The sequence below is a fragment of the Microbispora sp. NPDC046933 genome (assembly GCF_040644635.1).
Classification (GTDB): Bacteria; Actinomycetota; Actinomycetes; order Streptosporangiales; family Streptosporangiaceae; genus Microbispora.
Genome location: NZ_JBEYWW010000059.1, coordinates 1 through 14,233, shown reverse-complemented (window position 1 = coordinate 14,233; position 14,233 = coordinate 1). Strand labels below are relative to the sequence as shown.

Sequence of the window (14,233 nt, the reverse complement as noted above, 5' to 3'; positions counted from 1 at the left end):
ATTCTGTTACGACCTCTTCACCGCCACGGCATCGGTGGCCACCTTGCGGCGTGACTTGATCTCGTAGGCGAGGAGCGTGCCGCCGACGGCCGCGGCGACCGCGCCGACGACGGGGAGCGCCTCGGCGGACGAGGCGACAGCGACGAACGCCAGGACCAGCAGCGCCACCACGACGCGGCTCAGCCAGGGGAAGCCCCACATCCGCAGCCGGAGCAGCTCGGGCGACTCGGTCTCCATGCGGCGGCGCAGCCGCAGCTGGCTGAGCGCCACGAAGACGTAGAGCAACAGCACCAGCAACCCAGCGGTGTTGATCAGCAGGTCGAAGGCGTCGTCGCCGACCGCGAACGCGGCGGCCATCAGGACCAGCGCGAGCGCGGCGCCGCCGAGCAGCGCAGGCGCGGGGACTCCGGACGCGCGCACCCGGGCCGCCGCCGCCGGGGCGTCGCCGCGGGCGGCCATCGCGCAGAGGACGCGCGAGGCGGCGTACAGCGCGGCGTTCATCACCGACACGACCGCGACCAGGATGACCCACGTCATCAGGGTCGCCGCGCCAGGGACGCCGAGCTCGGCGATGGCGGTGGCGAACGGGCTGTCGGTGCCGTTCGCCGGGACGCGGTTCCACGGCACGACCGTCAGGATGACCAGCACCGAGCCGACGTAGAAGATCAGGACTCGCCAGACCACCCGCAGGGTAGCCCGCGCGACCTCCTTGGCGGGCTCGGCCGACTCGGCGGCCGCGATGGTGACGATCTCCGCGCCGAAGTAGGAGAACAGCACTGTGACGAGGGCGGTGAGGACCGCACCCCAGCCCTTGGGGACGAACCCGCCGTGCTCGGTCAGCCTGGCGAGGCCGGCGCCGGCGCCGGCGGACGGCCACAGGCCCAGGACGTACAGCGTCCCGGCGCCGAGGAACGCCACGATCACCACAATCTTGGCCGAGGCCAGCCAGAACTCGGTCTCGCCGAACAGCCGCACCGAGATCAGGTTGGCCGCGGTGAGCGCCGCCAGCAGCGCGACGGCCGTCGGCAGCACCGGGATGCCGCCGGACAGGGAGTGCAGCAGCTTGGCCCCCGCCACGCCCTCGAACGCGACCGCGACGATCGCGAACAGCCAGTAGCACCAGCCCACCAGGAACCCGGCGCGTGGGCCGAGGGCGGCGCGGGCGTAGTCGGCGAACGAGCCCGCCGAGGGCCGGGCGGCGGCCATCTCGCCGAGCATCCGCATCACCAGGACGACGATCAGGCCGCCCAGGGCGTAGGCGACCAGCGCCGCCGGGCCCGTGTCGGCGATCACCTTGCCGCTGCTGACGAACAGGCCGGCGCTGATGACGCCGCCGAGCCCGATCATGGTCATGTGCCGTCGTTTGAGTCCGCGGCGGAGCGATCCCCCGCTGTCGTGCCCGGTCATGGCGTTCGGCTCCCTGCTGTTTTCGGATAGGGGAGGTCGGGACCCCGGCCCGTGGGCGGGCCGGGGTCTTCGCGGGGGGGGTGGGACGGGTGGCGGGCGGGTCGGCGTCCCGCCGCGGGACGGTCAGTTGCCGCGGTAGACGGCGGGGCGCCGCTCGATGAAGGACCGGACGCCTTCGAGCACGTCCCGGCTGCGCAGGCAGGCCAGCAGCCCCTCGGTCTCCAGGGCGAGCACCTCTTCCATGTCCAGCTCCCAGACCCGCTGCATGGCCTTCTTGATCAGGCGTACCGGGGTGGGGGCGGCGGCGGCGACGCGTTCGGCCAGCTCCAGGGCCGAGTCGAGCAGATCGGCGTCGGGGACCAGCCGGCTGACCAGCCCGGCGCGGTACGCCTCGGCGGCGCCGACGGTCTCGCCCGACAGCAGCAGATCCACCGCGCGACCGTGGCCGACCAGGCGGGGCAGCGAGTACAGCACCCCGTTGCTCGGGAACAGGCCGCGATGCACCTCCTTGAAGGCGAACGAGGCGGAGTGGCCGGCCAATCGCAGGTCGCTGGCGATGGCCAGCTCCACGCCGACACCGACCGCGATCCCGTTGACCGCCGAGATGATCACCTTGGGGTGGCCGGTGAAGCGGCGGGTGAGGTCCTGGAGCGCGGCGGTCCGTTCGACCAGGTCGGCGTCGGACCCTGCGGCCAGCTGCGCACCCGCCTCCTTCAGATCGGTGCCGGCCGAGAAGGCGCGGCCGGTGCCGGTGAGCACCACCGCGCCCACCGTGTCGTCGCGGGCGGCTTCGTCCAGGACGGCGACCAACTCGCCGTAGGTGCGCTGCCGGAAGGCGTTGAGCACCTCGGGCCGATCGAAGGCGACCACCAGGGCCGAGCCGGCGCGGCGCACCCGCAGATCGGTGCTCATCGGATTTCCTCCCGGGCGTCGTAGGCGCCGCCCCGTCCGGCGGGCAGCAGGTGCTTGGCGATGCGTTCGGACGGCGTCATCGGGAACGCCTCGACGAACTCCACGAACCTCGGCGTCTTGAAATCGGCCAGCCGCGCGCGGACGTAGGCCACCAGCTCGTGCGGCTCGACGGGCTCGGCGGTCTGCACGAACGCCTTGACCTCCTCGCCGAACAGCTCGTCGGGCACCGGGACCACGGCGGCGGCGCGCACGGCCGGGTGGCCGGTCAGGACCGCCTCCACCTCGGCGGCGGCGATGTTCTCGCTGCCCCGCCGGATCATCTCCTTGAGCCGCCCGACCAAGTGGTAGTGGCCGCGCGCGTCCCGGTAGCCGAGGTCGCCCATGGGGTACCAGCCGTCGCGTAGCAGCGGCTCGTCCCGGTTCCAGTAGCCGGTCAGCATCGGCTCGCCGCGTACCACGATCTCGCCGACCTCACCGTCTGCGGCGTCGGATCCGTCCTCGCGAACGACCTTGGCCTCCTTGCCGGGGACCGGCCGTCCCATCGCACCGGTGCCGACGCATGCGGTGTCCTCGGGCCGGACGGCCAGCACGACCCCCGCCTCGGTGCTGCCGTACGCCTCCCGCCAGGGCGCACCCCAACGCTCCTCGATCGCGGCGTGCAGGGCGGGCGTGATGCCCGAGCACAGGACGAGCCGAACGCGGTGGGCCCGGTCCAGTTCGGGGTCGGGCGGCTGCTTGAGCAGCAGCAGCGGCATCGTGCCGAGGACGTAGAAGAAGGTGACGCCGTGCTCACGGACCGACGGCCAGAAGCCCGAGGCGGAGAAGCGCGGCAGGATCACCAGCGGGATGCCGGTCAGCAGGCACAGCACCGTGTTCCACTGCGGGTCCATGTAGTAGAAGGGCTGCGCGGTGAGGTCCACGTCGTCCGGTGTGACGGCGGCGACGTCGGCCGCGAGCTCGGCCAGGTGGAGCCAGTAGCGGTGGGTGAGCATGCAGCCCTTGGGGAACCCGGTCGTGCCCGAGGTGTACTGGAGGTTGAGCAGGTCGTCCCAGCCGACGTCGGGCAGGTCACGGAGGCCGGACGCGGCGGCCAGCTCGGCGCCCGCGTCGAAGGCGCCGGCGGCCCGGACGGGTTCGGGCGCGGGCCCCGCGTCGGCGGGGTCGAGCAGCCCGACCTCGCCGAAGTCCAGCGCCAGCAGCGCCTCGGCCGCTGCGGCCGAGCCGGCCAGGGCCAGCATCGCGCCGGAGTCCCTGACGACGTGGGCCAGGTCGGCGCTGCGGTAGCCGGGGTTCACCGGGACGATCACCGCGCCGAGCTTGGCGATCGCCAGCCAGGCGACCGGGAAGCCGACGCCGTTGCCCAGCATCACCGCGACCCGGTCGCCGCGGCGGACGCCGTGCGCGGCCAGCACGTCCGCCAGCCGGTTGGTCCGGTCCTCCACCTGGGCGACGGTGGTCTCGACGCCGGCGAAGCGGAACAGCACCCGGTCGCCGTCGGTGGCGGCCCGGTGCCGGAGCAGCCCGCCGAGGCCCCCCGCGATGTTCTCGGCCGGTCTCCCGCCGAACGGCGGCGCGGCGGTCACGCCCGCCGCCGGGTGGCCAGGTCGAACATCGTCACCAGCTCGGCGGCGCAGTCGTCCAGGTCGATGGCCTCCTCGTCAAAGACCCACTGGAGCATCACGCCGTCGATCGCGCCCTGGACGGTGGCGGCCAGCGTGGCCGGCGAGAAGTCGCGGAAGTCGCCGCTCTCCTGGCCGCGCCGCAGGATGCCCTCCAGGTGGTGGCGGCACGGGTCGTACATGTCGGCGTTGAAACGGCGCTTGGCCTCCGGCGATCCGAAGCTGCCCCAGATGTCCACCAGGGCGACGAAGTTGGCGCGGTTGGCCGCCATGAACTCGAAGCTGGCCTCGATGAAGGCCCGTAGCCGGCGCGGGGCGTCCGGTGCCCGGTCCACCCGGGCCTTGATGAACCGGTTGGTCTCGGCGAACAGGGCGTTGACGACCTGCTGGATCAGTTCGTCCTTACCGGCGAAATGGTAGGAGATCACGCCCTTGCTGACGCCGACGTCCTGGGCGATCCGGGCCAGCGACGCCTGAGGCAGCCCGGCGCTGGCGATGGTGGAGATGGCGCCCTCCACGATCTGCCGTCGCCGGGCCTCCTCGATGAACGAGGCCTTCTTCTTCTGGCCGTCCTGAACGATTTTTGACCGCATGGCCAGGATTCAAGCCTGGGGAAACGTCGCGCGGCAAGCCCTGGTCAGCGACTGTGCGGTTTCCCCCACCCCGCGCCGGGCCGTTCACTGACCCGTCCGCCGGTCCGGCCGGTCGCCGCGAGGTAGTGCAGCACCGCCAGCACCCGGCGGTTGCCGGACGCCGACGCGGGCAGCCCGAGTTTGGCGAACACCGCGGTGACGTGTTTCTCGACCGCGCTCAGCGACACGTACATCCGGTCGGCGATGCCGACGTTGGACCAGCCCTCGGCCATCAGGGCAAGCACCTCGCGCTCTCGGGGGAGCAGGGAGTCGTCCCAGCCGGAGTCGGGCACGACGGCACCTCCTTGGTGCGGGAAACCGCAGAATTCGCGCGGACCTCTTGTCTCACTCATACCATCTGGATTGGATCCTGGCCATGCGGTCAAAAATTAGCCTCCATGTCCAGAAGTCCCGGGTGTTCGGCGCCGTCCTGGCCGGCGTGGTGCTCAGCGGCGGCCTCGCCGTCCCGGCCGGCGCCCGGCCGGCACACGTCCCCGCCGAGGGCCGGGACGCCACGAACGCGCAGCTCCGCTGCCTGCTGGACGGCGTCGTCGCGCCGCCCGTGCCCGGCGCGATCCTCACCGTGACCGGGCCCGGCCGGAGCTTCGACGGCGCGGCCGGCGTGTACGAGCTGGGCGGGCGCGCCCTACGCACCTCCGACGCCTTCCGGACGGCCAGCGTCACCAAGACGATGACCGCGGCCGTCGCGCTCCGACTCGCCGAACGCGGCGACCTGCGCCTGGACGCTCCCATCGGCGAATACCTGGACCGGAAGCTGGTCGCGCGCATCCCGTACGGATCCCGGATCACCGTCCGCCAACTCCTCAACCACACCGCCGGCCTGTACGACTATGTGCGGGACGAGAAATGGTTCCAGTACGTGCTCGATCACCCGGACAAGACCTGGAAGCCCCGGGAGCTGGTGGACTGGGCACTGCGTTCGGGCAAGCCCTACTTCAAGCCCGGCCGGGGCTACCACTACTCCGACACGGGCTACGTCCTGGCCGGGCTCGTCATCGAGAAGGCCGCCCACGAGCCGCTGCACCGGTTGTACCGGTCGATGCTGCTAAGGCCGCTGAAGATGGACCGCACCTACCTCGAATGGTGGGAGGCGCACCGCGGCCGGCGCGCCCACAACTACCTCGGCGAGCGCGACACCTACGACTACAACCCGACGTTCGACACGTTCGGCGGGGGCGGCCTGGTCTCCACAGGGGCCGACCTCAACCGGTTCATGCGCGGTCTGTTCGAGGGCAAGGTCTTCAAGCGTCCGGCGACGCTCCAGACGATGCTGCGCACCACCCCGCAGAGCGTCAAGGCCGGCTCGCCGTACGGTCTCGGCATCGCCCGGATGACCGTGGCGGGCGAGACCGCCTACGGGCACAACGGCTTCTTCGGCGCGTTCCAGGTCTACGTGCCGAAGAAGCGGGTCGCGGTGACCGGCACCATCACCCAGGCCGAGAACGTGGGCAAGCAGGCACGCCAGTTCATCGAGAACGCCCTCCTGCTGGGCATGGGCAAGCCGCCCGCCGACCCCTGCACGCGTCAATACCACTAGGGGCCTGTACGGAGTTCAGATCATGCTGTTGCGCCTTCACCTGCGCCGGAGCCGTTGACGCTGGTAGCGGGTGGCGTTCCCGGCCCTGGTCACACTGGTGCGCCCGCCGCACCCGGCGGGCGGGTCAGTGGGGTCGCGAGGGCCGCCCCGCCTTGTCGTCCAGGGTGGCGAGGAAACTCTCGGCCGCGTCCTGCACCCGGACCCGGTCGCCGGTGGCGAGCAAATCAAGCAGCAGCCCGCGAATCGTCGCGATCACGAGTGTGGCCGTGCGCGCAGCCGTCGCCGGATCGGCGTCCGGTCCTTGCGCGTCGCGCAGGGCGCCCATCCAGTCGGCCACGACGTGATCCAGGAAGTCCGCGAACTGCTGCGGCGACTGGAGCGCGCGCCCATAGACCGCGAAGAAGAGCCTGAACTCCGCCCACTGCCGCGGGTCGGAGGTCCGCGTCCAGACCGCGCGCGCCGCCGTCGCCAGGTCGGGCTGGTCGCCGACCGCCTCGCTTGTGGCCGCGAACATACGTTCCCGCAAGCGTCCGAGGATGGTCTCCAGCATCTGCTCCTTGGTGCCGAAGTGATGCACCAGCGTCGTGGTGGAAACCCCGAGCGCGGCGGCGACGGGCCGCCACGACAGCTCGGAGAAGCCGTGTTCGACCGTGTAGTCGACCACCGCGTCCAGCAGCTCGGCCCGCCGCTGATGGTCCACAGGCCGCCCCGCCATCACTGCCTCCAGGAGATCAGGCTTGACATTTCTAGCACGACCGTACAAAGAATAGGGGCAGACTTCAAGGGCACCGCCGCGAACACACGGCGCGCGCCCACATCCCGGAGGTTCTCCCATGCACGTTTTCGTCACCGGAGCGTCGGGCTGGATCGGTCGTGGCCTCGTCCCCGAACTGACCGCCGCCGGCCACACCGTCACCGCCCTCGCCCGCTCCGACACCGCGGCCCAAACCCTGCGAGCCGCCGGAGCCGAGGTCCGGCCGGGCTCGATCGACGACCTCGACACCCTGCGCGACGCCGCCGCCTCGTCCGACGGCGTCATCCACCTCGCCTTCAAACACGACATCGCCTTCGCCGGCGACTACGCCGCAGCCACCGACGCCGACCGCGCGGCGATCGAGACCTTCGGCGAGGCCCTCACCGGCACCGGCAAGCCCTTCGTCGTCGCCTCCGGCATCCTCGGCGTGCTCGGACTCCCGCCCGGAGCCGTCGCCACCGAACGCGACGGGCTGGCCGACACCGGGGACCGCAAGGGCCCGATCAGCGGCGCGGGCGGGCGGATGGCCAACGCCCACCACACGCTCGCCCTCGCCGACCACGGCGTCCGCTCTTCGATCGTGCGACTGCCGCCGGCGACGCACGGCAACGGCGACAACGGCTTCATGTCCACCGCGATCAGCTTCGCACGCGCGAAAGGCGCCGCCGCCTACGTCGGCGACGGTGCCAACCGCTGGCCGTCCGTCCACCGTGACGACGCCGCCCGCCTGTTCCGCCTCGCACTCGAATCCGCACCACCCGGATCGGTCCTGCACGCCGTCGGCGACGAAGGCGTACCGATCCGCGAGGTCGCCGAGGTCTTCGCCGCACACCTCGACATCCCCACCATCTCCGTCACCCCCGAACAGGCCCAGGACTACGTCGGCTGGCTCGGCGGCTTCTGGGGAGTCGACGGCCCCGCATCGGCCCAGATCACCCGCGACCTGCTCGGCTGGCAGCCCACCCGCCCAGGCCTGATCGCCGACCTGAAGGAGGGCCACTACTTCGCCTGATCACCTATCGGCGCACGCTCAGGCGTCAACTGGAGGAGGCCGCGGGGAAGGCCGCCTCTCGGATACGGTCCGGCCGCCCCCGCAAGGCGAAGATGCCTATGGCGAACAGCGCCGCGAAGAAGACGCCATCGGGCACCAGGAACCAGGCCCCGGGCAGCCCGAGGGCGCCCAGGAGGCACGAGACGATCAACGCGACCCCGATCCACCACGGCAGCGTCCGCGCCCTCAGCACAGCGATGCCGAGGCAGACCGAGCCGACGACCAGCGCCAGGAGCGCGACCCCCTCGAAGACCGCGAAGCCCGGCGGCTCCTGCGCGGGGATGCCGCCGTGGCCGGCCAGATACGGCTTGACGAACGCCTCAGTGGTGCCCTCGCCGACATTGAGCATCACCAGCGCGGCGAATATGCCGACGTAGCCGACGACGTGAAGCTTCGGCGCACGCCCGGCGAAGGTCAGGATCACCGGCAGCCCCAGCGCGATGACGACGTCCCCGACCAGCGCGATCCCCTCGAACAGTGGCCAGTTCTGGTAGCGGAACACCTCGTCGCCGCTGCCCGGCGCGAGCAGGTTGGCGGCGAGGTAGCCCACCGCCGCGACGATCGTGCCGACGATGAGCGCCCATCCGGCGAGGCCTCTCACGTTCACGGTCATGGTCCCCTCCATGGTCTGCAGCGCCGGGCGCTGTGCGCGATGCCGTCCGTCGGCGGCGCGTCCTCAGCGTCGGCCCTGCGGACCCGCGGCGTCGTCGTACCGGGGTCGGCGCCGGTTCATACCCCGGTCGCGACCCACGCTGCCGGAAATGCGACCTGCGGATGACGCCACGCGAGCGCGCCCGCAGGTAACTTGCGGGTGTGATGGACGTGACGAACCCGGCCCAGGCCCGGGTGGAGTCGCCGACGCGTGCGTGGCTGCGGCACAGGCCTGCCGGGCTGCTCCCCGACGCGCTGCTCGCCCTTGCGATCACCGGCTTCGCCCAGGCCGACCTTGCGTTCCATCTCGACAACTCGACGCCGTACGGCCCGATGCCGGCCGTGGTCGTCTCCACGCTGGTGGCGACCTCGATCCTGGCGTTGCGCCGGGTGACGCCGCTCGCCACTGCCGTGATCCTCGCGGTCGCGATCGCCGGGCCGATGCTGGCGACGCCGCTGACGGTCACACTGTGGGGCGACTTCCTGCCCATCCTGGTCGCCACCTACTCGGTGGCCCGGCACAGCGTGTCAGCGCGGGCCTTCATCGGCGTGGCGGCCGTCGGCGTCGGCTTGGTCGTGGTGTTCCTGCGCAACCCGGAGTCCGGCACCGTCGGCAACATCCCTTTCGTCGTGGTGCCGTTGGCGGTGTGCTTCGTCGCAGGCCGGGTGCTGCGTGCGCGCGCCCGCAGCCACTCCGACGACCGCGCCCGGGCCCGGCGGCTGGAGGCCGAGCGCGAGGAAGCGATCCGAGTCGCGCTGGCCGACGAGCGCGCCCGCATCGCGCGCGAGTTGCACGACATCGTGGCCCACTGCGTCAGCGTCATGGTGGTCCAAGCGGGCGCCGCCGAGGACCTGCTCGACCGCGACCCGCAGAAGGCGCGAGCACCGCTGCGCTCGATCCAGGAAACCGGACGGCAGGCCGTCGGCGAACTCGGGCGCATGCTCGGCCTGCTGCGGGAGGAAAGGGCCCAGCCGGCGCTCAAGCCACAGCCGGGCACGGCCGACCTGGCCGAACTGGTCGACCACATGACCGCGATCGGCCTGCCGGTCGAGCTCACCGTGGAGGGTTCGTGCCGCCCGCTCCCACCCGGCGTGGACCTGACCGTCTACCGGATCGTGCAGGAGGCGCTCACCAACGTGCTGAAACACGCCGCGCCGACCACCGCGTGCGTCACGTTGCACTACGACGATCAGTCCGTACGGGTAAGCATCCGCGACACCGGGCGAGCAGGCGGGTCGGGCGGAGCCGGCACCGACCGCGTCGGGCACGGCCTGATCGGGATGCGCGAACGGGTCGGGCTCTACGGTGGCTCGCTTGAGACGGCCGGCACGCCCGGCGGTGGCTTTGCCGTGACGGCACAGTTGCCGCTGGAGGTGGGCCAGCGATGATCAGGGTCCTGCTCGTCGACGACCAAGCCCTCGTACGCGGCGGTTTCCGTTCGATTCTGGAGGGTCAGGACGATATCGAGGTGGTTGGCGAAGCGGTCGACGGCATCGAGGCCATCGACCGGGGGGCCGTGTTGCAGCCCGACGTCATCCTCATGGACATCCGCATGCCGCGCCTGGACGGCATCGAGGCGACGCGCCGCCTGCTGAACGGCGGCCCCTGCCGGGCGCGCATCCTCATACTCACGACATTCGATGAGGATGAGTACGTTTACCAGGCGCTGCGGGCCGGGGCGAGCGGCTTCCTGCTCAAGAGCGCGCCGCCGCGCGAGCTGGCCGGGGCCGTCCGCACGGTCGCCGCGGGCGAGGCGCTACTGGCACCAGAGATCACCCGGCGAATGATCGAGGATTACGTCCGCCGCCCACGGCCGGGCTCTGACCACCCAGCCGGGCTCGAGACGCTGACCCCGCGCGAACTCGAGGTACTGAGACTCATCGCCCGAGGCCGCTCCAACGCAGAGATCGCCGCGGAACTTTACCTCAGCAAGCCAACGGTCAAAACCCACGTCACCCGCATCCTCGCCAAGCTGGGTCTCCGCGACCGAGTCCAGGCCGTGGTCTTCGCCTACGAATGCGGCCTCGTCCACCCCGGCCACTGACCGCGGCCGGGCACCAGACCCACCGGCGCGCCGAAGAGGATCGATCCCCGAGGTGTCCGCGAACATCCAGCCGATCCTGTCCGTGTCGACCGGCGACGTCCGCCGCGGCGGCCGAGTGGCGTGGCGGCGCAACCGGCCGGCGCACGCGAAAGCGGCCCACCTGAAGAGTTCATTTCCGCAGGTAGACGCTCGACGGCGGGCGGCACCGGGCGAGAGAGCCTGCCCTGCTGCTATGCCGCACGCCCTGCGTCTGGAGAACGGGAGCCCGGCTAACGTAGCCCGCCGGCGTACCGGGTGATCGCCAGAATCGCCATGTCGTCATCGCGCGGGCCGCCGGTCCAGCGCTCGACATCGCGCACCAGGACCTCGACCACCTCCTCTGGCTGCCGGAACGAACCCCGGCCGGCGAGCCGGCTCACGGGGTCGTAGAAAGTGCCGTAGCGGCTCCGGGCCTCCGTCACTCCATCGGTGACCAGCAGGAGCGTGCTCCCGATCGGGAACGACCAGCGTTCCGGCTCTGCCCGCGGCACGCCCAGGCCGCTCATGCCCAGGGGAAGACTCGGCTCGCCGGGATCCAGCGAGGACACCGTGTCACCCTCAAGGAGGTACGGCGGGGGGTGGCCGCAGTTCAGCAGCCGCACACTGCCCGCGTCCGGTGTGATCTCGCCGAGCACCGCCGTGACGAACCCCTCCATACGGATGCTCTCCTCGCGCGACACAGCCTCTCTGACCAGCGCGCGCTCCATACGTTCGGCCAGCAGCACGAGGTCGGCCGCCTGGTCCGCCGCCTCCCGGAACGTGCCCAGCAGCACGGCCACCGTGCCGACCGCGCCCAGGCCCTTGCCTCGCACGTCTGCGATCAGCAGCCTGGTGCCATACGGGGTTTCCTGCACGGCGTAGGCGTCTCCGCCGATCAGCGCCTCGATCTGCGCGGTCTTGTAGAGCGCGGCGACGGTCAGCGGGCCGATACGCGCCGGCGGGGCGGGCAGCACGGCGCGCTGGACGGCCTCGGCGACGGAGCGGACCACTTCCAGCCGGCGGCTGTGGCCGGTGACCACGCGGTTCACCCCGAGGCCGACGAGCGCGGTGAACACCGCGCTGATCAACGAGAGCGCGCCTTCGATATGACCGAAGTAACCATCCTTGATCAACAACACCAGCTGGACCAGGACGATGGCCGCTGCGATCGCGAAGGTGTGCCGGAGCGAGAGCAACGCCCCTGCCACCACGACCGCGGCGCCCAGCAGGTAGTCGCCCCAGTAGTAGCGCGGGGACAGCACGTTGAGGACGGCGCCGACGACGATCAGGGCAGCCGGTATGAAGGAGACGTACCGAGGCCAGCTCGTAGTGAGCGGGTTCATCCGCGCCCCGATCCCACATCCGATCGTGTGAATCCCCCAGGCTCCCCAGGTCCCGGCTTTGCTCCTTTCCAGTGAACGTCGAATCGCCTGTCGAGGCGACACTCCCAGCGCGTTCGTCCGGGTGGTGTGGCGGGAGATGCCCTCGATCGGGACGCCGGAGTCCGACAGCAGCGACACGAAGCTGTGCCGCATCTTCCGAGGGGACCGGTCCTCGCCGGGGACAGCCTCTTCGAGGCATTGTCACTCAAGGCCGAAAAACAAGATCGGCAAGAAACCGTTTCAGCAGGTGGGCGGCGCTGGGTCCGAGCCGGTGACCCCTCGCTCGCAAGGAGCGAAGATCGCCCCCGGCGATACGCTGACCTGCGACAATGCTTCCCCACAGCCCGTCTCCGAGCTGCTCTGTGGCACGGCACCGTGCATGATCTCATCATGAGCACCAGCCGATCCAGGATGGACGTCGTCGAAGCCGGCTGGCGGGAGGTTCGTGCTGACGGACGCGTCCGCCCCGAACTGTTGGACGCAGCCTACTCCGACCCACACCTACGACAGTTGTTTCCCTGGACGGGCATGGGAGAACTCCACTTCAGCCGCTGCACCAGTCCGCGATGGACATGGGACATCCCGTATATCGCACCCGCTGTGGGGGGCGGCTACCTCGTGCTGGGGCCTCGCCGTGACCAGACAGTAGGACCCGCAGCGACGCCGGCACAAGCCGTTGCAATGGTGGTGGAACGTCTTCCGTCCAACTGTGGCCCTGCTTTCGTCGGCACCCCTGAAGAACTCGCCGCGTACGAGCGATCAACCGTCGATCAGTGAGGTGGAGACCTGCGCGCTTCTCCCCTGCCTGACGCTCCTATGTGCAAGAGGTCTGGTGGGGAGATACCTCATCGTTGCCTTGCGGTGTGTTCGGGGAGGCCGTTACGAGTTCTCCGTGTCCGGCGACAGAACCTGGAGGGCGGCATTGGCCGCGTGCAGGACGCTGATCCATTCGGGGTGGTCGAGGTAGGCGTGGTCTGGGGCGGTGGGTCCAAGGTCATCAAGAACGCGAAGGAGGGCGTCAACCACTAGTTGCACGCGGTCGGCCTCTTGCTCATCCCGGAAGAGTTGCGGGATCAGTGCTCGTGCGCCGGCCTGGTCGATGAAAGTGTCGTCGATCAGCCAGTGAACAGCGGCGGTGAGGTCTGGACACCCGTGTCCTAATCGCCAGTGTTGCTCTTGATAGTCGCGGTCGCCGAGGGCTTGTAACGCGTTCAGAACGTCTTCACGTTGCTCTGGCCACTGAACCTGGCGTGCCGCGGAGGCGTGTTCGTTCACGACGCCACGCTACTGAGAGCCGGTACTTGGTAGGGGAAGCCTGGCGATATGTGACAAGACACCTCCCCTGGGGTCTACTCCGTGCTGGCCGGTGTTTCCTGGTCCCGGTGTCTGTTGTGGTCGTCGACGAGGGCGCGGTAGATCACGTCTGAAAGGTGCCGTTTCAGGACGCGAAGGCTGCCCTTCCCGGTATCCCTGGTGGTCTCTTGGCGTCGTTTGATTAGGGCACGGGCGCCTTCGTGGCAACGAGCCTGGGTGATGGCGATGCGATGCAATGTGGTGTTGAGCTGCCTGTTTCCGCCGCGGTTAAGACGGTGACGGTCATCGTTGCCGCTCCAGACGGGGATCGGGGCGGTGCCGTTATGCCGGGCGAATGCTGAGGAGTTCCGGAAGCGGGTGATGTCTCCGATCTCGCCAAGGAGTTTGGCGGCGGTCAGGACGTTGACTCCGACGATCGTCAGCAACCTGGGTACCCGGGATTCGACCAGCGGCTTGAGCTCTTTGTGGATGGCGTCGATCTCGGTGCTGAGCGAATCGATGAGAGCGATCTGTGCCTGGCCGACGCCGGGGCGGTCTGCTCGGTCGGCTCCGTGGGGACAGCTACGACAACGCCCTGGCCGAGAGCACCATCGGGCTGTACAAGACCGAGTTGATTCACCGGCGCGGTCCCTGGCACAGCCTGGACGACGTCGAGATCGCCACCATGGAATGGGTCGACTGGTACAACAACCGGCGCCTCCACAGCGCCTGCAACGACCTCCCACCAGCCGAATTTGAGATCCGCTACCGAACACAAATCGCCCCGGCTATCCTCACCCCAGTCAGCTAACCCGGTGATGTGCCTCGGGTTCTGTGGAGTCGGCTTGGTTGGCCGTCATGCCAGCTGGGTGTTTGCGTAGAGCATCTCGTATTCGACCGGAGTGCGCATC

The 14,233-nt window shown here is 70.2% G+C and carries 14 protein-coding genes and 2 pseudogenes; 6 read left to right on the top strand and 10 right to left on the bottom strand.

Annotation, left to right across the window (positions count from 1 at the left end; all coding sequences use genetic code 11):
* Nucleotides 1–6: 6 nt before the first annotated feature.
* The 5 genes and pseudogenes from ABZ857_RS42020 to ABZ857_RS42000 form a co-directional block, all read right to left on the bottom strand.
* Nucleotides 7–1,353 carry an amino acid permease gene (locus ABZ857_RS42020; protein ID WP_357055843.1) on the bottom strand — a complete coding sequence of 449 codons (1,347 nt, stop codon included), beginning with the start codon at nt 1,351–1,353 and terminating at the stop codon, nt 7–9.
* 177 nt (nt 1,354–1,530) lie between these two features.
* Entirely contained in the window at nt 1,531–2,319 is a 789-nt protein-coding gene (locus ABZ857_RS42015; RefSeq protein ID WP_357055840.1) for an enoyl-CoA hydratase/isomerase family protein, read from the bottom strand.
* On the bottom strand, nt 2,316–3,902 hold the full coding sequence (locus ABZ857_RS42010) for an AMP-binding protein (protein WP_357055837.1): 1,587 nt from the start codon (nt 3,900–3,902) through the stop codon (nt 2,316–2,318). Before ABZ857_RS42010 ends, ABZ857_RS42015 begins: the two co-directional genes overlap by 4 nt.
* On the bottom strand, nt 3,899–4,531 hold the full coding sequence (locus tag ABZ857_RS42005; protein WP_357055834.1) for a TetR family transcriptional regulator C-terminal domain-containing protein: 633 nt from the start codon (nt 4,529–4,531) through the stop codon (nt 3,899–3,901). Before ABZ857_RS42005 ends, ABZ857_RS42010 begins: the two co-directional genes overlap by 4 nt.
* A 44-nt stretch (nt 4,532–4,575) precedes the next feature.
* Nucleotides 4,576–4,836, bottom strand: a pseudogene (locus ABZ857_RS42000) (helix-turn-helix transcriptional regulator); the annotation flags it as partial.
* Between the two features lie 110 nt (nt 4,837–4,946).
* Between ABZ857_RS42000 and ABZ857_RS41995 the strand changes: the two are divergent.
* Complete coding sequence (locus ABZ857_RS41995) at nt 4,947–6,128, top strand: serine hydrolase domain-containing protein (RefSeq protein WP_357055831.1); 1,182 nt, start codon at nt 4,947–4,949, stop codon at nt 6,126–6,128.
* A 124-nt stretch (nt 6,129–6,252) separates the two neighbouring features.
* Here ABZ857_RS41995 and ABZ857_RS41990 read toward each other — a convergent pair whose 3' ends face one another.
* Nucleotides 6,253–6,843, bottom strand: coding sequence for a TetR/AcrR family transcriptional regulator (locus tag ABZ857_RS41990; protein ID WP_357055828.1), 591 nt, complete (start codon nt 6,841–6,843; stop codon nt 6,253–6,255).
* Nucleotides 6,844–6,961: 118 nt separating this feature from the next.
* Between ABZ857_RS41990 and ABZ857_RS41985 the strand changes: the two genes are divergently transcribed.
* Entirely contained in the window at nt 6,962–7,894 is a 933-nt protein-coding gene (locus tag ABZ857_RS41985) for an SDR family oxidoreductase (RefSeq protein WP_357055825.1), read from the top strand.
* Between the two features lie 25 nt (nt 7,895–7,919).
* Here the strand turns inward: ABZ857_RS41985 and ABZ857_RS41980 are convergent, their stop codons facing one another.
* Nucleotides 7,920–8,546 (bottom strand): hypothetical protein, encoded by a 627-nt coding sequence (locus ABZ857_RS41980; protein ID WP_357055822.1) that lies wholly within the window; start codon nt 8,544–8,546, stop codon nt 7,920–7,922.
* Between the two features lie 203 nt (nt 8,547–8,749).
* Between ABZ857_RS41980 and ABZ857_RS41975 the strand changes: the two genes are divergently transcribed.
* Both ABZ857_RS41975 and ABZ857_RS41970 read left to right on the top strand, forming a co-directional pair.
* On the top strand, nt 8,750–9,973 hold the full coding sequence (locus tag ABZ857_RS41975) for a sensor histidine kinase (RefSeq protein ID WP_357055909.1): 1,224 nt from the start codon (nt 8,750–8,752) through the stop codon (nt 9,971–9,973).
* Nucleotides 9,970–10,629: a response regulator transcription factor gene (locus tag ABZ857_RS41970; protein WP_357055820.1), complete on the top strand. Its 660-nt coding sequence runs from the start codon at nt 9,970–9,972 to the stop codon at nt 10,627–10,629. Before ABZ857_RS41975 ends, ABZ857_RS41970 begins: the two co-directional genes overlap by 4 nt.
* Before the next feature lie 269 nt (nt 10,630–10,898).
* On the opposite strand, the gene ABZ857_RS41965 is transcribed toward ABZ857_RS41970, so the two are convergent.
* Nucleotides 10,899–12,182, bottom strand: coding sequence for a PP2C family protein-serine/threonine phosphatase (locus ABZ857_RS41965; protein WP_357055817.1), 1,284 nt, complete (start codon nt 12,180–12,182; stop codon nt 10,899–10,901).
* Between the two features lie 237 nt (nt 12,183–12,419).
* Between ABZ857_RS41965 and ABZ857_RS41960 the strand changes: the two genes are divergently transcribed.
* Nucleotides 12,420–12,806, top strand: coding sequence for a DUF6193 family natural product biosynthesis protein (locus ABZ857_RS41960; protein ID WP_357055814.1), 387 nt, complete (start codon nt 12,420–12,422; stop codon nt 12,804–12,806).
* Nucleotides 12,807–12,908: 102 nt separating this feature from the next.
* On the opposite strand, the gene ABZ857_RS41955 is transcribed toward ABZ857_RS41960, so the two are convergent.
* Together ABZ857_RS41955 and ABZ857_RS41950 are read right to left on the bottom strand one after the other, a co-directional pair.
* On the bottom strand, nt 12,909–13,304 hold the full coding sequence (locus ABZ857_RS41955) for a hypothetical protein (RefSeq protein WP_357055811.1): 396 nt from the start codon (nt 13,302–13,304) through the stop codon (nt 12,909–12,911).
* Between the two features lie 74 nt (nt 13,305–13,378).
* Nucleotides 13,379–13,768, bottom strand: coding sequence for an IS110 family transposase (locus tag ABZ857_RS41950; protein WP_357055808.1), 390 nt, complete (start codon nt 13,766–13,768; stop codon nt 13,379–13,381).
* 90 nt (nt 13,769–13,858) lie between these two features.
* Between ABZ857_RS41950 and ABZ857_RS41945 the strand changes: the two are divergent.
* Nucleotides 13,859–14,133 (top strand): annotated as a pseudogene (locus ABZ857_RS41945) (integrase core domain-containing protein); the annotation flags it as partial.
* Nucleotides 14,134–14,233 lie beyond the last annotated feature (100 nt).